Raw genomic sequence first — 20210 nt, forward strand, 5'->3', positions numbered from 1 at the left:
CAAACTTTCCATTGTCGGCACAGGGGAACTGTTGCTTAATCATTCAACACCCGTTTTACCTTCTCATGGCCACCCGGCCTGCTTTTTGGGGAAAATGCTATGAAGAGCGCCATGTCGCCCCTGTCAAAATTACCTGACGTCGGCACCACCATTTTTACCGTTATCGGCCAGCTCAGCGCTGAACATAACGCCCTGAACCTGTCACAGGGGGCACCGAATTTCTCATGCCAGCCCGCGTTAATCGACAGCGTCGCAAAAGCCATGCGCGAGGGGCATAACCAGTACGCACCAATGAGTGGCGTGGCGGCATTACGCCATGCGTTGTCCGCCAAAGTCGAAGCGCTTTATGGCTGCAAATATGATGCCGACAGCGAAGTGACGGTGATTGCCAGCGCCAGCGAAGGCCTGTATTCCGCCATCAGCGCCCTGGTACATCCGGGCGATGAAGTCATTTATTTCGAGCCGTCATTTGACAGCTATGCACCGATCGTCCGTTTACAGGGCGCGAAGCCGGTGGCTATCGGCCTGTCGCTGGATGATTTCAGCATCGACTGGGATCAGGTCGCCAGCGCGATCAACAGCCGCACGCGAATGATCATCATCAACAGTCCGCATAACCCGACCGGTGCCATTTTCACTGAATTTGATATCGAACGACTGACCGCGCTGACCCAAAACACCGACATCGTGATTTTGTCCGATGAAGTGTATGAGCACGTGGTGTTCGACGGCGAGCGCCACGAAAGCATGGCCTGCTATCCGCAACTGGCTGAGCGCAGCGTGATTGTGTCGTCTTTCGGCAAAACCTATCACGTCACCGGCTGGCGTGTGGGTTATTGCCTGGCACCGGCAGAACTAATGGATGAAATCCGCAAAGTGCATCAGTTTATGGTGTTCTCTGCCGATACGCCGATGCAGGTCGCATTCGCCGAAGCGCTGGCTGACCCGCAAAGTTATCTGGGACTGGCCGATTTTTATCAGCAAAAACGCGACCTGCTGGCCGAAGCCCTCAGCGAATCCCGCTTTGAATTACTGCCAAGCCGTGGCAGTTTCTTTATGCTGGCGCGTTTTAGTCATTTCAGTCCACTGACCGACGACGAATTTGTGCTGAGCCTGATCCGCGATCATCAGATCGCGACCATTCCGCTGTCAGCCTTTTACAGCAATAACCAACCAACAGGGCTTATCCGTCTGAGCTTTGCCAAAGATAACGACACGTTGTACGAAGGCGCACGCCGGTTGTGTCGCGTCTGAACCTTTGTATTCATCTCAATAACGCCGGGGAATTGTGAATAATGAAAAAATTGAAAATCGCATTGCTGTTAGGTTGTGCCGTCGCGTCTTTCTCCGCACTGGCGGACGGTTCCACGCTCAAATTTGGTCTGGAAGCGCAATATCCACCGTTCGAATCGAAAAGTGCGACCGGTGAATTACAGGGTTTTGATATCGATCTGGGCAACGCCGTCTGCGCCGCCGCCAGTGTGAAATGCGACTGGTACGACACTTCTTTCGACGGCCTGATTGCGGCCCTGCAGGCGCGTAAATTTGATGCGATTAACTCGGCGATGAACGTGACGGATAAACGTCGTCAGGCGATTGATTTTACCAACGTGATTTACCGCGTCCCCACCAAACTGATTGCGAAGAAAGATTCCGGCCTGCTGCCGACCACGGAGTCGCTGAAAGGCAAGCATATCGGCGTGTTACAGGGGTCGATTCAGGAAAGTTATGCGCAGGCACACTGGGCACCGAAAGGCGTAGATATCGTCTCTTATCAGGATCAGAATCAGGTGTATCTGGATCTGTCATCCGGTCGTCTCGACGGCACATTAGTGCTGGCCCCGGCCGGTCAGACCGGTTTCCTGTCGCGTCCGGACGGTAAAGATTACGGCTTCGTCGGTGACGCCGTACGCGATGATAAAATTCTCGGCAGCGGCATCGCCTTCGGCCTGCGTAAAGGCGATACCCAGTTGAAAGAAAAGCTGGATACAGCGATCGCTAAAGTGCAAAAAGATGGCGTGGTGAAAGAGCTTTCGAAGAAATACTTTGGTGATATTGATGTGAGCGTGAAGTAAAGCCGCCAGGAAGACAGGTTTTACTTTTGCGCCTCCCTCTGCGAAGGGGGAGGCCGGGAGGGAGTTTTTAAGGGCTAACACCTTATCAAAAAAACCTCAACCCATTGATTTTGCTTTAATACCCCACCCCAGCCCTCCCCTTCGCAGGGGTGGGTGCCACTTAATACTCAGAATTCACAATGACTTCTTCTCCAAACGCACCGGCTTGTGGCAGCGGTTTATAGCTGGAGTTTGACGCACGCAGTACGCGGATCCCCCTCGCGCTCACGGCCTGAGCGGCAGTGATATCATTGTCAGAGTCGCCATAAAACACTTTAATTTGCTTATCTTTCAGCCACTGCGTTTTTGTGTTCTGACCGGCTTTGTCACCGGCGAAAATAACCGCATTCACTTTGTCCTGCGGGATTTGGAAATCGTTCTGCAGCGTCTTCGTCACGGTCTCAGTTTTGGTTTCGCTGCGGCCGGTCACGAAGTAAATGCTGTCGCCGCGTTTGAGGTGCATGGCAATCAGCGCCTTCGCTACGTCTTTTGGCATGCTGAAATCATCCCAGCCGTTGTTCATTTTCTCCCAGAATTTCGGGTTCTTCAGATAATCCTGTTTTCCGGGGGAAAACTCGACCTGCCCGCGGTAAAAGCCCGGCGAGGAAAACAACACCGTGTCATCGATATCAAAACCGACAGCTATTGGCGGGCGGCCGTTCAGGCTGTTTTCAATTTGCGCGACCGACACCCAGTGAACCGGCGATTGCTGCGCGAGTTGCGCCACATTGACGCCCGGCCAGAGCGGCGCGGGCGCGGGCTCTTTGGCGAAGGCAGACTGATTCAGGCTGAGCAACAGGAAAACGGCACTCAGTGCCAGAGGAGTTTTACGCATTAGGATCCCTTTTTTATGCTTATTAATCTTGCAGATAAAGTGGAGCAACGGGTCAAAAATCTTACCGACCATACCTGTGCAACCTGCAGATTTAAAGGAATTTTCCGGCAGATGTCATAGGAAAAGATGATGGTCACATTTCAGGGAAAAATCGCAGGGTTTATTCAAACATGGCATAAAGCGCTTGGTTCGAAAACTGTTTAGCGTCCTATACTTATTCCCAATTACGTTAGCTTTTAACTTTCTTATAAGAAAACGAAAAGGAATGACTATGCCCCAGTTACAGTCTGAAAACCGCCGCATCGTGCTGGCTTCACGCCCTCACGGCAAACCCGTCGATGACAATTTCCGTCTGGAAAAAGCGCCGTTACCGCAGGCCAGAGACGGTCAGTTATTACTGCGTACCGTGTGGCTTTCGCTCGACCCGTACATGCGCGGACGTATGAGCGATGCGCCTTCTTACGCTGCGCCGGTACAAATCGGTGAAGTAATGACCGGCGGCGCAGTTTCCCGCGTGGTGGAATCAAAAAGCCCGGATTTTAAAGCCGGGGATTTCGTGGTCGGCAGCACCGGATGGCAGGATTATTCCGTGGCCGACGCCAAAGCCGTGAAGAAACTCGAAGGCGCGGCACTCAAACAACCTTCCCTTGCACTCGGTGTTTTAGGCATGCCGGGCTTCACCGCTTTTATGGGGCTGCTGGATATTGGCGAACCCAAACCGGGGGAAACGCTGGTCGTTGCTGCAGCGACCGGGCCAGTCGGCTCGCTGGTCGGACAAATTGGTAAAATCAAAGGCTGTCGCGTGATCGGGATTGCCGGTGGTGAAGAGAAATGCCGCTATGCCGTTGAACATTTCGGTTTCGATGAGTGTCTCGATCACCGCGCCCCGGATCTGGATAAACGCCTGAAAGCGGCCTGCCCGGATGGCATTGATGTGTATTTTGAAAACGTCGGTGGCGCGGTGTTTGATGCCGTATTGCCGCTGCTCAATACCAAAGCGCGTATTCCGCTGTGCGGGCTGGTTTCCCAATATAACGCGACCGGTCTGAAAGAGGGACAAGATCGCCTTTCCCTGCTGACCGGCACCATTCTGAAGAAACGCATGCGTGTGCAGGGCTTTATTATTTTTGATGATTACGGCCATCGCTATCCGGAGTTTGCAAAACAGATGAGCGAATGGTTTGAACAAGGGAAAGTGAAATTCCGCGAAGATATCGTGGAAGGATTAGAGAATGCACCGCAGGCGTTCTTTGGCCTGCTTGAGGGTAAAAACTTTGGCAAACTGGTCGTTCGTGTCGGTCAGGACTGATTACTCCTTAACTAAAGCTGACGGCGTCCACAGGAGGTAACATGAAATTACTGATTGTATTGACATCACACGATAAGCTCGGCGAAACCGGTAAGAAAACCGGTTTCTGGCTGGAAGAATTTACCGCGCCTTATTACGAGTTTCTGGATGCAGGCGCCGGGCTGACGCTGGCCTCGCCGAAAGGCGGACAGCCACCACTCGATCCGAAAAGTGATGAGCCGGATGCGCAGACCGAAACAACCGAACGCTTCCGCAGTGATAAAGATGCGCAGAAGGTGCTGGCGAACACGCACAAACTTGCTGATGTTAACGCTGATGACTTCGATGCCATTTTCTATCCGGGTGGTCATGGACCGTTGTGGGATCTGTCTGAAGACCCGCATTCCATCGCGCTGATCCAGGCTTTCTGGGCAGCGGGCAAACCGGTTTCTGCGGTCTGCCACGCGCCGGGGGTGTTGCGCAATGTGCTGGTGGAAGATGGCACGCCGCTGGTGAAAGACAAGCGCGTAACCGGCTTTAGTAACAGCGAAGAAGACGCGGTTGGCCTGACCGACATCGTGCCTTTTTTGGTTGAAGACGAGCTGAAGAAAAATGGCGGCGATTACAGTAAGGCAGCGGACTGGCGGCCTTATGCCGTCACCGATGGCAAACTGATCACCGGTCAGAATCCGGCCTCTTCCAGAGCAGTCGCGCAGGCATTACTGAAAATGCTGGGCGGCGGCGAGGTCGGCAAGTAATCTGCCCGTGACTATTTCATCATCTGAAGAGGGTTCTATGGCATTTACACTCACCAGTAATGATTTGCGCGATGGCGACAAAATGCCGGAAACGCAGGTTTTTAACGGCATGGGCTACAACGGCGACAACCTTTCGCCGCATCTGGCCTGGTCCGGTGCCCCCGAGGGCACCAAAAGTTTTGTGATAACCGTTTATGACCCGGATGCCCCGACCGGCTCCGGCTGGTGGCACTGGGGCGTCGCGAATATTCCGGCAGACGTCACCGAATTGCCGCAAGGCGCGGGCTCCGGCAAAGGCGGTTTACCTGCCGGTGCCGTGCAGACCCGCACCGATTTTGGCAAAGCCGGTTATGGCGGCGCAGCCCCTCCGCAGGGCGAACACCATCACTATCATTTCACCGTATACGCCATCGATACAGAAACGCTGGAAGTCGATGAGAATGCCAGCGGCGCGTATCTCGGCTTCAATGTGCATTTCCATACTCTCGGCAAAGCATCACTGACAGTGATATACAGCTGATTCCTGTGGTATAAAAGACGCAGAAAAGGTGGTCAGTTTTACTGGCCACCGTTTTTTTATTGCGGCGATGACCGCAACATTGAAAAAAAAGAACAATCTTCTTCATCAAGGAGTCAGTCACAGTGAAAATTTCCACCCTGTCGCGCGCGTGCGCTATGTTGTCTGCCAGCCTGATCCTGGCGGCATGCAGCAGCAGCCATCAAGGCTTATCCAGCCAGGTTGCTCCGGGCACCGCGTCACTGCCCGTGTTATCAGCGGACGAAGCGGCCAATTTTACAACGAAAAATTATCTGGCCTTTGGCGGCCCTTCTTTGCAGGTTCAGCAACAGGGCTGGTTCCCTAAACTGGCCAGCACTGACGGTGTGAACACCCATTTCGTGGTCGGCCCGCAGTTAGGCACCGACGGCGCAGAATACTCTAACGTTCAGATGGCGGTAAACGCGGCACTGGCTGTGCGTAACCACGGTGAACGTATCTTCATTAAAATCCTGCCAGGCACTTACAACGGCGCCGTGTACATCCCGGCGGGTTCACCACCGGTCACCTTATTCGGTGCGGGCAACAGCTCTGCTGATGTGACCCTCGCACAAGGTCTGGAAGCCGCAGCGGCACCCGCCACTTACCGTTCAACCGTCAGTCCTAACGGCCAGTTCCTGCCGGGCGATCGCGCGTTCTATATGTTCCAGAACTGCGCCACCCTGACCACTGAAACCATCGGCACCGGCTGTACCGCGACCGTGTGGTCACAAAGCAACGGTGTGCAGATTCAGAACCTGACCATCGGCAATTCCCTGCTCGATACTGTTGACGGGGGCGATCATTCCGCCGTTGCGCTGCGTACCGACGGTGACAATGTGATTCTGGATAACGTGCGCCTGATTGGCCGCCAGAATACCTTTATGGTGAACACCGCCAACATCCACAACCAGACTGACAACAGTCGTTACAGCCGTGCATACGTGCATAACAGCCTGATCGTGGGTGATGTGGATTACGTATTTGGTCGGGCGAATGCCGTCTTTGACCACGTTGAATTCCACACCGTCAGCAGCCGTGGCGTGAAACAGGCGTCTGTCTTTGCGCCAAACACGCCAGCAGCTGCACCGTATGGCTTCCTGGTGATCGACAGCAACCTGACCGGCGACCGTGGCTTCGAGCAGGCTGCGAAAGCGAAAATGGGGCGTGCGTGGGATGCTGATGGCGCAAGCAGCCAGCTGGTAATCCGCGACAGCAGCTTCGACAACAGCTATGACCAGATGAATCCGTGGGGCGCTTCTGTCTTCTCCGGCCAGCCATTTGCCGGCAACGTGCCAAAAGATGAGAAACAACAGCGCAATCTGAATGACACTAACTTCAACCGCCTGTGGCAGTACAACAACGTGCTGACACAGCCTGCGAAGTAATTCAGTCTGATGCCATGAAAAAACCGCCGGGGTTGCCTCCGGCGGTTTTTTTTCGTTCTGCGGACTTCGTTCTGCGAAAATGTTACAACGCTTCGTTGCCCAGACGGAATACCGACACCGTGCGTTCCAGATTCACCGCCTGCTCATCGAGCGAAGCCGCCGCACTGGCAGACTGCTGAACCAGCGCCGAGTTTTGCTGGGTGACGGTATCCATCTCTGCCACCGCCTGCGCAATCTGACTGATGCCGCGACTTTGCTCGTCAGACGCCGATGCGATCTCATGAATGATTTGCGTGACATGACGGACAGAGCCGACGATTTCTTCCATGGTGTCACCCGCTTTGCCAACCAGCACAGAGCCGTTATTGACGTTAATCACCGATTTACCAATCAGCCCTTCAATCTCTTTCGCCGCCTGCCCGCTGCGCTGCGCAAGGCTGCGGACTTCGCTGGCGACCACGGCAAAACCGCGGCCCTGCTCCCCTGCCCGCGCCGCTTCAACCGCAGCATTCAGCGCCAGAATATTGGTCTGGAAAGCGATGCTGTTGATGACCGTGGTAATTTCGGAAATCTGCTTCGAACTGACAGTAATCTCTTTCATCACGCCCACGACATCGGCCACCAGTTTACCCCCCCGTGCCGCCGTATTGGCCGCATCGGAGGCCAGCTGACTGGCCTGCGCGGCATTGTCGGCGTTCTGTTTCACCGTTGAGGTCAGTTGTTCCATGCTGGCCGCTGTTTGCCCCAGCGCTGCCGCCTGCTCTTCGGTACGGGCTGACAGATCGATATTACCTGCGGCTATTTCGCCCGAAGCGCGGGTCACCTGCGTTACGCCTTCGCGGATATCACCGATGATGCCGTGCAGGTTCTGGTTCATGGTTTCAATGGCGCGGCTCAGTTGCCCCACTTCGTCAAAACTGTGGCTGGTGGCATGAGTAGAAAGATCACCGGCAGCGATACGTTCTGCGGTTTGCAGCGTGCGGCGCAGAGGAAGTGTCAGCTGACGGGTCATGCGCCACGAAATCAACACACCGGCAACCACAGTCGCCACAATGATCACCAGCATTTCAGAAATGGTGCGCGTCACTTCGTTATGCAGATTGTTCATCTCATGATCGAGCAACGTGTTAGACGCAGAGGTCAGGGCCAGCCCGGCTTCGGCCAACTGCGCGGTGATTTTTTCCGCATCGCTGCCTGCCGGAGGATTCAGCGTGTGCTGCCAGCTTTCACGATAACGGCGGATATTTTCCGGCATGGTTTCCACCAGACGCTGGTCTTGCGGATCCCAGGAGTACGCCTCAACATCAGCCTGACGGGCTTCCAGTTTATCCAGCGCCTGGCGGTTTTCTTCAACAAATTTGGGGTCTTTGCTGGCCATATATGAAAGCCGGGTAAATTTGGCATCGCTCAGCAGATCGTTAACGGTCTTGAGCAAGGACGCTTTTTCAGCGCGTTGATTGATGCTGGTCAGATGGTAGACACCGGACACAGCGATAAAGGATCCCAGAAGCAACACCAGCGCAAATCCTGCACCGAGCTTGCTGGCAATTGAGGCATGGCGAACCCGGCCAGCGATCCCTGAAAGTACATTCATTTTCTTCTCCCTGATAACCAAAAGGACTGACTCTGAAGTGGCAACGCCACCGAAGAATCAGTGAATAACGGGAGAGTTATCGACCAGCAATGTTCAACATTTATAGAAACATTAAAATATTTCTTATATATAGCACGTATAGCACAGGCAATAAAAAAGCCCCTTATTACAGGGGCTTGATCATTATTTCAGAGCGGTATTATTGATCAGTTAAAAATAAATCATTAGATAAACTAACCAGTAAACAGCCGTGATTAATTAATTTCCAGAATGCTTACCCACATCGGGCCTTTGCCCACCGCGTAGGTTTTCAACGTCGTCAGCTGACCGTTTTGCGGATCAATTTTAGCGACTTCAATCGCATCCGATTTCTGTCCTGCGGTGATCACATACTGGCCGGAGTGATCAATATTGAAACCACGCGGCTGTGTCTGGGTGGCGTGATGCCCGGCCAGTTCAAGCACGCTGCCATCTTCTGAGACGGTCAGCACAGAAATCAGGCTGGCAGTACGGTCTGAGGCATACAGGAATTTGCCGTCCGGCGTGATGTGCAAATCGGCCGCCCAGCAGGTGCCGGTGAAATCAGCGGGCATAATCCCCAGTGTCTGCACCTGACGGTATTCGCCGCTGGTGACGTCTTTCTGGTACACATCCACGCTGCTGTTCAGCTCATTTACACAGTAGGCAAAATGATGATTCGGGTGGAATGCCATATGACGCGGGCCCGCACCCGCTGCGGTTTTCAGCTCCGGCGCGTTATGCGGCGTCGCTTCGCCGTTCACACTGAAGTCAAACTGGCGGATACGGTCTTCTTTCAGCGCCGGGATCATCAGCACCTGATTGGTCGGGTCAATATTGGCTGAGTGCGGAGCCTGGATGTTTTCCAGCACCTGCACCGGGGCCAGTGCGAGGCCTTTTTCATCCAGCGGATGAATGCTGACATTGTTAAAGCTGTAGGACGCGGAGAACACAAAACGCCCCTGAAGGTCTATACCCAGATGCGTCGGACTGCCCGGCAGAGGTGCCATCGCGGCTTCTTCCAGTTTACCTTCATGGTCGATGCGGTAGGTCAGCACGCCGAACTCAGGACGTACGCCGACGTAAAGACGATGACCATCGGGATGAATCACCATCGGCTGAACCTGTCCCGGAACGTCCACCGTTTGCAGCAGGCTCAGTTCACCATTGTCTGCCAGACGAAAAGCGTGGATTTGCTGGCTCTCAGGGCTGGCAATGTAGACAACTTGCTTCATCACATCTCCTTATTAAGACTGAATGAGTCGTTATGTTTTTTACAGCGTAGCTCAGGTTAGCACGATACGACGGCACCTTTAGTGCCGGATACCCGGTTTAATTAGCAGGCTAAAAAAGGTAATATGGCGATAATTTCCCCTTATTCCCCCTCACTTACGATGGACTGCTCATGACTTATCGCATTATTGCGCTCGATCTCGACGGGACGCTGCTGGACCGCCAAAAACGTATCCTTCCAGAATCCCTTGCCGCACTGGCCGATGCCCGTGCACAGGGAATCAAAGTGGTCGTCGTGACCGGACGCCATCATGTCGCTATCCATCCGTTTTATCAGGCATTGCAGCTCGATACACCTGCTATCTGCTGTAACGGCACCTATTTGTATGATTATCAGGCACGTAAGGTCTTAACTTCTGATCCGCTGGATCCGGTCAAAGCAAAAAAAGTGGTCGACTTGCTGGAATATCACGGCATCCACGGTCTGTTGTATGTCGATGACGCCATGCTGTATCAGCAACCGAGCGGCCACGTCAGCCGGTCCATTGCCTGGGGGCAAACCCTGCCGGAACATCAGCGCCCAAACATTATTCAGGTGAACAGTCTTCGCGAGGCCGCTGATGATGCGCAGTCGATCTGGAAATTCGCCACCTCACATCAGGATCTCGATGCCCTGCATACGTTTGCCTCGCAGGTTGAAAACGAGCTGGGTCTGGCCTGCGAATGGTCATGGCATGATCAGGTGGATGTGGCGAAGGGAGGCAACAGCAAAGGTCGCCGCTTGCAGGAATGGGTCGAATCGCAGGGTATGAGCATGCAGGATGTGGTGGCGTTCGGTGATAACTACAACGACCTGAGCATGCTGGAAAATGTCGGTCTGGGCGTGGCGATGGGCAATGCAGCAGATGCTATCAAAGAACGTGCCGCGCTGGTGATTGGCGATCACGAAACACCCGGCATCGCTGAGGTTATCCGCAATAAAGTGTTGAACTAATTTTACCAATGCACCTTCCTCTGCCATAGAGGAAGGTGTTTTTTTTGCAGGATAATCAGTCGCTTTTCAGCGTCTTATTTCTGACCGGCCGGACGGCGCGGGTAATTAATTGCTGATTTTCGTCGAAGTACCGGCTGGGCCAGATCACCGACGGATGGATATCCAGAGCCTGAGCAATGATCAGTTCCCCTTTCGGCCACGGACGCGCCAGCGCATTGGCCAGTGTGGATGAGCCTAAACCGGCTTGACGCGAGACCGCCGCCAGTGAGGATTTTTTCTTACGTAATGCAGCAATGATATCTGCCGGATGCCAGTCATTTTCCATTTTTATCCCTCTTCCTTATGTTGTTTGTTCAACTATCTGAATTGTGAATTACACTGACATATAACGATGTCCAGTAACTCTAAACAACAATAATGTTAAGTGATGCTAAACATAACGTCAATACAGTTTCTATGGTTATTGATAATGATCCCACATCGACTGAAATCCGCACGGACAAAAGCCAGACTTACGCAGGAAAAATTGGGTGTTTTAGCCGGAATAGATGAGAGCACTGCGCGTTCGCGGGTGTCGCAATATGAAAACGGCACGTACAGCCCGAACTTCGACACCATGTGTCATTTCGCCCGGGTGCTTAACGTGCCGGAATGCTATTTCTATATTATTGATGATGCGTTTGCCGAAGAGGTTCTGGTGCTTTACGCCGCCTTTAACCCGTCAGAAAAGTAAGGTGCAATACGATTAACGACTGACCGACACACTTTTGATCTGCGCATACAACCACTGGCCTGCGCGGATCATCAGTTCGTCCCGCGCCCACGGCGAGATCCGCGCCCAGATGATGTGATCGGCCATCGCCAGTTTGACCTCCACCTGATTCCCCAGATCCAGACATTCGAGCACTTTCGCTGGCAGAATATTGCGGATACTGCTGTTGTTAGCCGTCGGTTGCAGCACCAGCGAAACGTCCGTGGAATTCACGCGAATGCGCAACGCCGTGCCGGGCGCCTCTTCGACTTTACTGATCCATAAACGCTGATCGCCAATGGCCAGTGCGGTCATTTCATAGCGCGGATGATGTTCCAGTACGCTGACATTCAGCACGCTGCTTTGCTCTTCTTTCGGCAGCCACGGCCGCATCACATTGCTCGCCCACACGTCTTCCAAAGTGCCCATGGCCAGCACTTTACCGCCGTCGAGCACCAGCACTTTTTCCGCCAGACGTAAAATCTCATCGAGGCTGTGCGTCACATACAAAATCGGAATGCTGACTTCCTGCGCCAGACGCTCCAGGTAAGGCATCAGTTCGCGTTTACGCGGGATATCGAGCGCGGCCAGCGGCTCATCCATCAGTAAAATTTCCGGTGCTGTCAGCAGCGCACGACCAATTGCCACGCGCTGTTTCTCGCCACCTGAAAGCGTGAGCGGGAAGCGGTCCAGTAAGGGGGCGATACCGAGCAACCGCACGATGTTATCGAACTGTCCGCGCATCGACGGCGCCATGCCGTATTGCAGATTGCCTTTCACACGGTAATGCGGGAACAGTCGCGCATCCTGAAAAACATAACCGACGCGGCGTTTTTCTGGCGGCAGGAAAATGTTGTTTTGCTTATCCGATAAGATGCGGCCGTTCAAGGTAATGCGGCCACTATCAGGTTGGGTCAGGCCGCCGATCGCATTAATCAGCGAGGTTTTTCCTGCGCCTGACAAACCAAAAATGGCCGTTATCCCCTGCGCCGGTAAGGTCTGCGATACCTGTAATTCCAGGCTGCCCAGCGTCTGGCTGAAATCGAGTTCAAGCATGTCAGCCTCCCAGCCGGATACGGCTGCGTTTTGCCAGCCAGTCAGAAATCAGCAATGCCGCCAGAGACAGCAGGATTGCCAGCACGCAGAGCCGTGCGGCAGCGCCTTCCGCGCCCGGCGTTTCAATCAGGGTATACATCGCCAGCGGAATGGTGCGGGTCTCACCCGGAATATTCGAGACGAAGGTGATCGTTGCACCAAACTCGCCCAGCGAACGGGCAAATGCCAGCACCACGCCGGCAATGACGCCCGGCACGGAAAGCGGCAGTGTGATGGTGAAAAAGACCCGCCACGGCGAAGCACCGAGCGTGCGGGCGGCGAGTTCAAGTTTGGGGTCAACCGCCTCCAGCGACTGGCGTATCGCCCGCACCATCAGCGGAAATGCCACCACCGCCGAGGCCAGCACTGCACCATGCCAGCTAAAACTGAAGCTGAAACCAAACCATTCGTACAGACGCTGGCCGATAAAGCCGCGTCGCCCCATCACCACCAGCAGCAAATAGCCAATCACCACCGGCGGTAATACCAGCGGCAAATGAATAATACTGTCGAGCAGGGACTTGCCGGGAAAGCGGCCGCGGGCGAGGACCCACGCCATCAGAATACCAAGCGGCAGACTGCAAACAACGGCCAGGCTCGATACTTTCAGACTAAGAAGTACCGCCTGCCACTCATATTCACTCAACATCATGTCGGTTTCTTAATCCTGAATTTATGTGTCGCAGAGATAAAATATCGGCAAAAATTTCGCAGGCTTTAATTTACGTCAAAGTATAGAGAATCACACACGGGGAAAGAAACCGGGATGGACAGATAAAGCCTCCTGGCGCAGCGCAGGCTTTATCTGTTTTCAGCAACAGCGATGAACTTAGCCGCGAGGCGTGAAACCGTATTTTTTGAAGATTGCAGCCGCTGCCGGGGTTTTCAGATAATCATAAAAACCGCTGACGGTGGCATTTTCGTGCCCTTTCACCATCGCCATCGGATACTCAACCGGCTTATGGCTGGAGGCAGGGAAAATCCCGATCACTTTCACTTTTTTACTGGCGACGGCGTCAGAACCATAAACTATGCCCACTGGCGCTTCTTCGCGTTCAACCAGCGCCATGGCCGCACGGACGTCGCTGGCGCGCGCCAGTTTAGGTTCCAGCGTGGTCCAGGCCCCCAGTTTTTGCAGCGCTTCTTTGGCATAAATCCCGGCCGGGACATGATCAGGGTCACCCACCGCCAGGCGGCTGTCGCCCGTCAGTTTGGTCCATTCGGTTTTCTCAGAGATGTCGACTTTGTTGATTTTGCTGTTAGCCGCAGAAATCAGCACCAGTTCGTTGCCCAGCAACGTGTAACGGGTGTTATCGACCATCTGCTGCTTGCTGATGGCATAATCCATCCATTGCTGATCGGCAGAAATAAACAAATCTGCCGGCGCGCCCTGTTCAATCTGGCGGGCCAGTGTCGAAGATGAGGCGAAGGATGAGACCACCTGCACGCCTTTTTCTTTCTGGTATTGGGTGGCGATATCCTGCAAAGCATTGGTGAGTGATGCAGCGGCAAACACCGTGATTTTCTCTGCTGCCTGCGCCTGAACGCCAAGCCCTGCGACCAGAATGGTTGCGGTGAATACTTTACCCCATTGATATGTCATCGTTTTCCTTCGCCTTTATGAAGAGATATTTCGCTATGTAATCTTTAATATAGCGCGACGAAAAACGATGTCATTCATTTTTATGAATCAGGGGGAGATAACCTATGTTTTTTTGATCTGAACTATAAAAAGAAAACCCGGAAAAAAGAAAACCCGGCGCAAGGGCCGGGTTCCGGAAACAAACAGTCTCATTAATCAGTAATGAGGTTTCTCACGGGATTCTTTAGAGTGGCCCACGTGAGAGATGATGTTGAATACTTCGCCCAGCCCCCAGATCAAGCCCAGGATCACAGCGATGAAGACCGGCACCATGATGGCAGCGAAAATCAAACTTTCTAATAGTTCTAACATGATAGCCTCACTTAACTGGCTGAATCGCCCTGAGGCGATGTTGGACTTCGTACATGAAGTCAAAAACGAAAAATCAAACTGTTGCGGATAATAACAGCACGGGACGGTAATTACTTTAGCATTTAGCCAACTTGCCTGCCTGCAGGTTTAGCGGCGACAATAAGCCATGATTCTAACAAGGAAGCTGCGATGCAAGCCGAAATTCTCTTAACCCTTAAACTTCAGCAACGTTTGTTTGCCGATCCGCGCCGTATTGAATTACTGCGGCAGGTGCGCCACACCGGTTCAATCAGTCAGGGGGCTAAGCTCGCGAACATCAGTTACAAAAGCGCCTGGGATGCCATCAATGAAATGAATCAGCTTGCCGATCAGACGCTGGTCGATCGCAGCACCGGCGGGAAAGGCGGTGGCGGCGCAGTGCTGACACCTTACGGCGAGCGCCTGATCCAGCTTTATGAATTACTGGCGCAAATCCAGCAAAAAGCCTTCGACGTGCTAAAAGAAGATTCGCTCCCTCTCGACAGTTTGCTGGCGGCCATTTCACGCTTCTCCCTGCAAACCAGCGCGCGCAACCAGTTCTTCGGCAACGTGATTGAACGCGATAACAGCACCGTTCAGCAGCATATTGATGTCCTGCTGGCTGACGGCAAAACAAAAATCCGCGCCGCGATCACTGAACAAAGCGCAGACCGTCTGGCGTTAACGCCCGGCAAGGAAGTGCTGGTGCTGATCAAAGCGCCCTGGATCACCCTTGGCTTCACCGCAGAAAATCCGCATAACGCCTTGCAGGGCAGTGTCACCCACATCCAGCGCGGTGAAAACAACAGCGAAGTGCTGATGAAACTGCAAAGCAGTGAAATTCTGTGTGCGACGGTACCGAATGCCGAAGCCGATAAACTGGCTCTGAAAAACGGTCAGAGCGTTTACGCGCAGTTTGATGACGACAAAGTGATCCTGGCCACCCTGTGCTAAAAGCAGAATTTAATCAGTATCTTGCAAAATCAGCGTTTTCATTTTGCAGATTTGTCAATTGACTTGCGAAGGTGCAGCGCTTATCCCTTGTTTTATAATCATTTGAAAATGAGAGATTAAGATGTCGTCGTTACATATCTCGCAAGGCGTTTTCCGTCTCAGTGATACCCGAACCCTCACACTTTCTGATCTGAATATCCAGCAGGCCGACAGCTGGGCGTTTGTCGGCTCAAATGGCAGTGGAAAATCCGCACTGGCACGAGCGCTGGCAGGCGATTTAACCCTGCTGAAAGGTACCCGGGAAAACAATTTTCCGCATATTGTGCGTCTCTCATTCGAACAGTTGCAGAAGCTGGTGGCCGATGAATGGCAGCGTAACAACACCGACTTACTGAGCGAAGGTGAAGACGATACCGGCCGCACCACCGCTGAAATTATTCAGGATGAAGTGCGCGACCCTGCCCGCTGTGCTGCCCTTGCCGCGCAGTTTGGTATTGAGAAATTGCTCGACCGCCGCTTCAAATATTTATCCACCGGCGAAACGCGCAAGACACTGCTGTGTCAGGTGCTGATGCAAAAACCCGATTTGCTTGTGCTTGATGAGCCGTTCGATGGCCTCGACGTCAACGCCCGGGCGCAACTGGCACAGTTGCTGGAAACCTTGTCCGGCGAAGGTCAGACGATGGTGCTGGTGCTTAACCGCTTTGACGACATTCCTGCATTTGTGAAAAATGTCGGCGTTCTGGCTGACTGCACGCTGGCCTCGGTGGGTGCGCGCGAACAGGTGATGGCTGATGCGCTGGTCGCGCAACTGGCACACAGCGAAAGCCTGAACGGCATGGCTGTGCCGGAAGCAGAAGATCCGACAGCCCGCGTCAGTCCGCCTGCCGACAGCCCTTTGATCGTACTGCGTGACGGCGTGGTGCAGTACAACGACAAGCCGATCCTGCACAATCTGAGCTGGCAGGTCGATCACGGTCAGCACTGGCAGATCACCGGCCAGAACGGTGCCGGGAAATCCACCTTACTGAGCCTTATCACCGGCGATCACGCACAGGGCTACAGCAATGATCTGACGCTGTTCGGTCGCCGGCGTGGCAGCGGTGAAACCATCTGGGACATCAAACGCCATATCGGCTACGTCAGCAGCAGTCTGCATCTGGATTATCGCGTCAGCACCAGCGTGCGCAATGTCATTACTTCCGGCTTCTTCGATTCGATCGGCATTTATCAGGCGGTATCTGACCGGCAGAGATTGCTCACCTCGCAATGGCTGACACTGCTCGGACTGGACGGCGATGCCGGTGATAGCCCGCTCCACAGTTTATCCTGGGGACAACAGCGGCTGGCGCTCATCGCCCGCGCGCTGGTCAAGCATCCGGCGCTGTTAATTCTGGATGAACCTTTGCAGGGTCTGGATCCGATCAACCGCCAGCTGGTGCGCCGTTTTGTCGATATTCTGATCGGCGAAGGCGAAACCCAGTTGCTGTTTGTTTCGCATCATGCGGAAGATGCGCCGGAATGTATTACTCACCGGCTGAGCTTTATTCCTGATGGCGAAATCTACCGTTATCAGATTGACGCGCTGTAACGTTATTTTGCTTCGCCTTTGCGGGAACCATCAGCGCGGTCACGACACCAGCCAGCGCCAGTGCCGCCAGCAATGCAAATCCGTTTTCAATCCCCTGCTGGCCGGGGTTATTTCTCAGTAGCAGAATGAGCAGTGCCAGTATCACTATGGTACTGCTCACCCGAACCCAACCTCCCAGCAGGATTGCATAATGGTATTCGGCCCCGGTGAGCAGATCCCTTTCTGCCGCGGCGGCCTGGCGAACCATACCCGCCCCGAATCCGGTCAGTAACAATCCCGGCAGCAGCACCGGCCAGAACGAGGGTGTCATCGCCATCCCCTCCAGTCCGCCCGCCACAATCATAAAACCCCACAGCAAGGTGCGGGCAGATGTCATTCTCCGCCCGAGCTTTTCGCTGAGCGCTTTGCCCGGCAGCATTATCAGCAATAAGGCAACAAAGCTGAGAATAATGCCCGGTACGCCCAATCCGTAAAGCTGATACATCGCCACCGCCAGCATGAACCACGTGGCATAAGTGACCGCTGTGACGAAAATACGCGTCCAGAGACTTATCTGTAACAGCAACGACGACCGCAGATGACGTGGCAGTAGCGGTTCGGGGTGATAACGTTCGCTGATGATAAACAGTACAAAAAAGAGTGCGGCAGCCCCCGCCAGCGAGTGGGACAGCGGTGTGTCCAGACCGTAAAAGGCGACGCTCAGCAGTGTCAGCGCCAGGTTCAGCACAAACAGCGTGCCCAGCGCAGACGCCAGCAACGGCATGGGTAATTTTTTGGCGTTCATAGCAAGTTCCTTTATCAACATTCATCGGCTCAGCAGATGAATATGCTTCATCTTCATCGTGTTGATAAAAGAGCTTACACCGCCTATTTTAGCTAACTCAAAGTCATAGATTTCAGCAATGGATGAAAATAACTCATCATGAAGAAGATCCGTTTACCGCCGCTGGGTTCGCTCAAAGCGTTTGATGTCGTGGCGCAGCAAAGGAGTTTCAAACGCGCGGCAGAAGATATCGGCGTGACGGCCACCGCCATCAGCCATCAGATCCGTGTGCTTGAAGAAGCACTGGGCACGGCGGTGTTTGAGCGCAGCGCCCGTGAGGTCAGGCTAACCGCTGCGGGGAAAATTCTGCGCCACGCCACCCGGCAGGCATTTGCCGGATTACAGGCAGCCGTCGAAGAAATCCATCACGCCGGGTTGCCTGCGGCACTGACACTGACCACCACGTCCAATTTCCTGACGCACTGGCTGGTGCCGCGGCTGGCGGACTTAAAAGCCGCAGCGCCCGAAATGGATTTACGCCTGCACACCGGCATCGAACTGGTGGATTTAACCCGTAATACCGTGGATGTGGCGATCCGTTACAGTGAATCCGCCAATGAAAGCCTCGATTCAACGTTGCTTTATCACGACACTTTTGTGCTGGTTGCCAGTCCTGCACTGGCGCTGAAAACGATGGAAGATCTGAAAGAGGTGACGTTGTTTCATGTGGAAAACCGTCATATTCCCCATCCTTCTCCCGACTGGGAAAACTGGAAAAAACACGTCGGTCCCGCGCAATTAAATACCGACAGCGGCCTGCGCTTTACAGATGAAACCCATGCCATTCAGGCGGCAATTGCCGGCCAGGGCGTGGCGATTGTCAGCAGTTTACTGGCCCATGACTTCATTGAAAAAGGCATTCTGACCACGCCATTCCCTCAATATCTTCCCGGCGCAAACTATTATCTGGTGACCGCAAAAGAGAAAGCACTGCGCGATGACATCGTGACGCTCCGCCGCTGGTTACTGGACAAAATGTCGGCATTTCCCCGGCTGGAGTCTGAAAATGAGCACGGAAAACTGATTCAGACAAAGCATAAATGTTAGTGTAAGCGATTACACAACCCATCCTTTCTGGATTGCTGCCGGCTGCAGAAGGCTTTCTGCATGGCACGCAGCACCTGTTGAGTCATGTTGAAAGGTGGTAAACTGTTTGTGTAAGCGATTCCATTTTATTGGGGATGGATCACCTTTTTCAGCCTTGCAGCGTGATATCGTTGCATCAAGATAATCATCGGGGAGCTCTTATGTACGTCTTAGTCACAGGTGGTAGCGGTTACATCGGTAGTCATACTTGCGTGCAACTGATTGATGCAGGCTTTACGCCAATCATTCTTGATAACCTTCATAACAGCAAAGTCAGCGTACTGGAACGCATCCACAGCCTGACCGGCAAAACGCCGCTGTTCTACGAAGGTGATATTCGCGACCGCACGCTTCTCGATAAAATTTTCAGTGAGCACCCTGTTCATTCCGTCATTCATTTCGCTGGCTGGAAAGCCGTGGGTGAATCGGTGGCAAAACCGCTGGCTTATTATGACAACAACGTCACCGGCACGCTGGTGCTGGTTGAAGCCATGCGTGAAGCTGGCGTTAAAAACCTGATTTTCAGCTCTTCAGCGACCGTGTATGGCGATCAGCCAAAAACGCCTTACGTTGAAGATTTCCCGACCGGCAATCCGTCCAGCCCGTACGGCCGCAGCAAACTGATGGTCGAGCAAATTCTGCAGGATGTGCAGCGTGCAGAACCTGAATGGAGCATTACGCTGCTGCGTTACTTCAACCCGGTCGGCGCGCATCCATCTGGCCTGATGGGTGAAGATCCCCAGGGCGTGCCAAATAACCTGATGCCATTTATCGCGCAGGTAGCGGTAGGCCGTCGTGAGTCCGTGGCGATTTTCGGCAACGATTATCCGACACCGGACGGCACCGGCGTGCGTGATTATATCCATGTGGTGGATCTTGCCGACGGCCATCTGGCGGCAATGAAAACCCTGCACAACAAAGCGGGCGTACATATTTATAACCTGGGCGCGGGCTTCGGCCACAGCGTGCTGGATGTGGTAAATGCCTTCAGCAAAGCCTGCGGCAAGCCCGTGAATTACAAGTTTGCACCGCGCCGTGAGGGCGACTTACCGGCTTACTGGGCGGATCCGACCAAAGCGGCGAAAGAGCTGAACTGGAAAGTCACCCGAACGCTTGAAGACATGGCCAACGATACCTGGCTATGGCAGTCGAAAAACCCGCAAGGCTACCCGGACTAAGGT

21 protein-coding genes are annotated in these 20210 nt (G+C 53.7%); 12 read left to right on the forward strand and 9 right to left on the reverse strand.

Features of this window, described 5'->3' with window-relative positions; translation table 11 throughout:
• Positions 1–99 precede the first annotated feature (99 nt).
• A complete protein-coding gene (locus HGO41_RS09010; protein ID WP_013576390.1) occupies positions 100–1254 on the forward strand; it encodes a methionine aminotransferase in 1155 nt (384 codons plus the stop codon).
• Between the two features lie 41 nt (positions 1255–1295).
• On the forward strand, positions 1296–2075 hold the full coding sequence (locus HGO41_RS09015) for an ABC transporter substrate-binding protein (protein WP_037037147.1): 780 nt from the start codon (positions 1296–1298) through the stop codon (positions 2073–2075).
• Positions 2076–2235: 160 nt separating this feature from the next.
• Here HGO41_RS09015 and aphA read toward each other — a convergent pair whose 3' ends face one another.
• Entirely contained in the window at positions 2236–2949 is a 714-nt protein-coding gene (gene aphA, locus HGO41_RS09020) for an acid phosphatase AphA (RefSeq protein WP_112151654.1), read from the reverse strand.
• Between the two features lie 271 nt (positions 2950–3220).
• On the opposite strand from aphA, the gene curA reads away from it, so the two are divergent.
• The 4 genes from curA to HGO41_RS09040 all read left to right on the forward strand — a co-directional run bounded on the left by curA (position 3221) and on the right by HGO41_RS09040 (position 6918).
• Positions 3221–4258 (forward strand): NADPH-dependent curcumin/dihydrocurcumin reductase, encoded by a 1038-nt coding sequence (gene curA / locus HGO41_RS09025; RefSeq protein ID WP_013576393.1) that lies wholly within the window; start codon positions 3221–3223, stop codon positions 4256–4258.
• 41 nt (positions 4259–4299) lie between these two features.
• Positions 4300–4995, forward strand: a complete 696-nt coding sequence (locus HGO41_RS09030) for a type 1 glutamine amidotransferase domain-containing protein (protein ID WP_013576394.1) — start codon at positions 4300–4302, stop codon at positions 4993–4995.
• 37 nt (positions 4996–5032) lie between these two features.
• On the forward strand, positions 5033–5515 hold the full coding sequence (locus HGO41_RS09035; protein ID WP_013576395.1) for a kinase inhibitor: 483 nt from the start codon (positions 5033–5035) through the stop codon (positions 5513–5515).
• 122 nt (positions 5516–5637) lie between these two features.
• Positions 5638–6918: a putative acyl-CoA thioester hydrolase gene (locus HGO41_RS09040; protein WP_013576396.1), complete on the forward strand. Its 1281-nt coding sequence runs from the start codon at positions 5638–5640 to the stop codon at positions 6916–6918.
• An 82-nt stretch (positions 6919–7000) separates the two neighbouring features.
• On the opposite strand, the gene HGO41_RS09045 is transcribed toward HGO41_RS09040, so the two are convergent.
• A complete protein-coding gene (locus HGO41_RS09045; protein WP_013576397.1) occupies positions 7001–8512 on the reverse strand; it encodes a methyl-accepting chemotaxis protein in 1512 nt (503 codons plus the stop codon).
• A 254-nt stretch (positions 8513–8766) separates the two neighbouring features.
• Positions 8767–9765 (reverse strand): 6-phosphogluconolactonase, encoded by a 999-nt coding sequence (gene pgl / locus HGO41_RS09050; protein ID WP_013576398.1) that lies wholly within the window; start codon positions 9763–9765, stop codon positions 8767–8769.
• A 170-nt stretch (positions 9766–9935) separates the two neighbouring features.
• Between pgl and HGO41_RS09055 the strand changes: the two genes are divergently transcribed.
• Positions 9936–10757, forward strand: coding sequence for a pyridoxal phosphatase (locus HGO41_RS09055; protein ID WP_013576399.1), 822 nt, complete (start codon positions 9936–9938; stop codon positions 10755–10757).
• A 55-nt stretch (positions 10758–10812) separates the two neighbouring features.
• On the opposite strand, the gene HGO41_RS09060 is transcribed toward HGO41_RS09055, so the two are convergent.
• On the reverse strand, positions 10813–11082 hold the full coding sequence (locus HGO41_RS09060) for a helix-turn-helix domain-containing protein (protein ID WP_015690238.1): 270 nt from the start codon (positions 11080–11082) through the stop codon (positions 10813–10815).
• Positions 11083–11226: 144 nt separating this feature from the next.
• On the opposite strand from HGO41_RS09060, the gene HGO41_RS09065 reads away from it, so the two are divergent.
• A complete protein-coding gene (locus HGO41_RS09065) occupies positions 11227–11490 on the forward strand; it encodes a helix-turn-helix transcriptional regulator (protein ID WP_013576401.1) in 264 nt (87 codons plus the stop codon).
• Positions 11491–11502: 12 nt separating this feature from the next.
• On the opposite strand, the gene modC is transcribed toward HGO41_RS09065, so the two are convergent.
• The 4 genes from modC to HGO41_RS09085 form a co-directional block, all read right to left on the reverse strand.
• On the reverse strand, positions 11503–12564 hold the full coding sequence (gene modC, locus HGO41_RS09070; RefSeq protein ID WP_013576402.1) for a molybdenum ABC transporter ATP-binding protein ModC: 1062 nt from the start codon (positions 12562–12564) through the stop codon (positions 11503–11505).
• 1 nt (position 12565) lies between these two features.
• The gene (modB, locus tag HGO41_RS09075; RefSeq protein WP_013576403.1) at positions 12566–13255 is read right to left on the reverse strand and encodes a molybdate ABC transporter permease subunit; all 690 of its coding nucleotides are present in this window, start codon (positions 13253–13255) and stop codon (positions 12566–12568) included.
• Positions 13256–13432: 177 nt separating this feature from the next.
• Positions 13433–14206, reverse strand: a complete 774-nt coding sequence (gene modA, locus HGO41_RS09080; protein ID WP_013576404.1) for a molybdate ABC transporter substrate-binding protein — start codon at positions 14204–14206, stop codon at positions 13433–13435.
• Between the two features lie 195 nt (positions 14207–14401).
• On the reverse strand, positions 14402–14557 hold the full coding sequence (locus tag HGO41_RS09085; protein ID WP_013576405.1) for an AcrZ family multidrug efflux pump-associated protein: 156 nt from the start codon (positions 14555–14557) through the stop codon (positions 14402–14404).
• 189 nt (positions 14558–14746) lie between these two features.
• Here HGO41_RS09085 and modE point away from each other — a divergent pair, with 189 nt between their 5' ends.
• Together modE and modF are read left to right on the forward strand one after the other, a co-directional pair.
• Complete coding sequence (modE, locus tag HGO41_RS09090; RefSeq protein WP_015690240.1) at positions 14747–15529, forward strand: molybdenum-dependent transcriptional regulator; 783 nt, start codon at positions 14747–14749, stop codon at positions 15527–15529.
• Between the two features lie 121 nt (positions 15530–15650).
• Positions 15651–17120, forward strand: a complete 1470-nt coding sequence (modF, locus tag HGO41_RS09095; RefSeq protein WP_250980976.1) for a molybdate ABC transporter ATP-binding protein ModF — start codon at positions 15651–15653, stop codon at positions 17118–17120.
• Here modF and HGO41_RS09100 read toward each other — a convergent pair.
• The gene (locus HGO41_RS09100; RefSeq protein WP_013576408.1) at positions 17074–17904 is read right to left on the reverse strand and encodes an MFS transporter; all 831 of its coding nucleotides are present in this window, start codon (positions 17902–17904) and stop codon (positions 17074–17076) included. The genes modF and HGO41_RS09100 overlap by 47 nt on opposite strands.
• A gap of 138 nt (positions 17905–18042) precedes the next feature.
• Here HGO41_RS09100 and HGO41_RS09105 point away from each other — a divergent pair, with 138 nt between their 5' ends.
• Positions 18043–18990, forward strand: a complete 948-nt coding sequence (locus HGO41_RS09105) for a LysR substrate-binding domain-containing protein (protein WP_250980977.1) — start codon at positions 18043–18045, stop codon at positions 18988–18990.
• 200 nt (positions 18991–19190) lie between these two features.
• The gene (gene galE / locus HGO41_RS09110) at positions 19191–20207 is read left to right on the forward strand and encodes a UDP-glucose 4-epimerase GalE (RefSeq protein ID WP_112198509.1); all 1017 of its coding nucleotides are present in this window, start codon (positions 19191–19193) and stop codon (positions 20205–20207) included.
• Positions 20208–20210: the final 3 nt, after the last annotated feature.

Origin of the sequence: Rahnella sp. CG8, from assembly GCF_023701875.1 — a bacterium.
Taxonomy (GTDB): domain Bacteria; phylum Pseudomonadota; class Gammaproteobacteria; order Enterobacterales; family Enterobacteriaceae; genus Rahnella; species Rahnella aceris.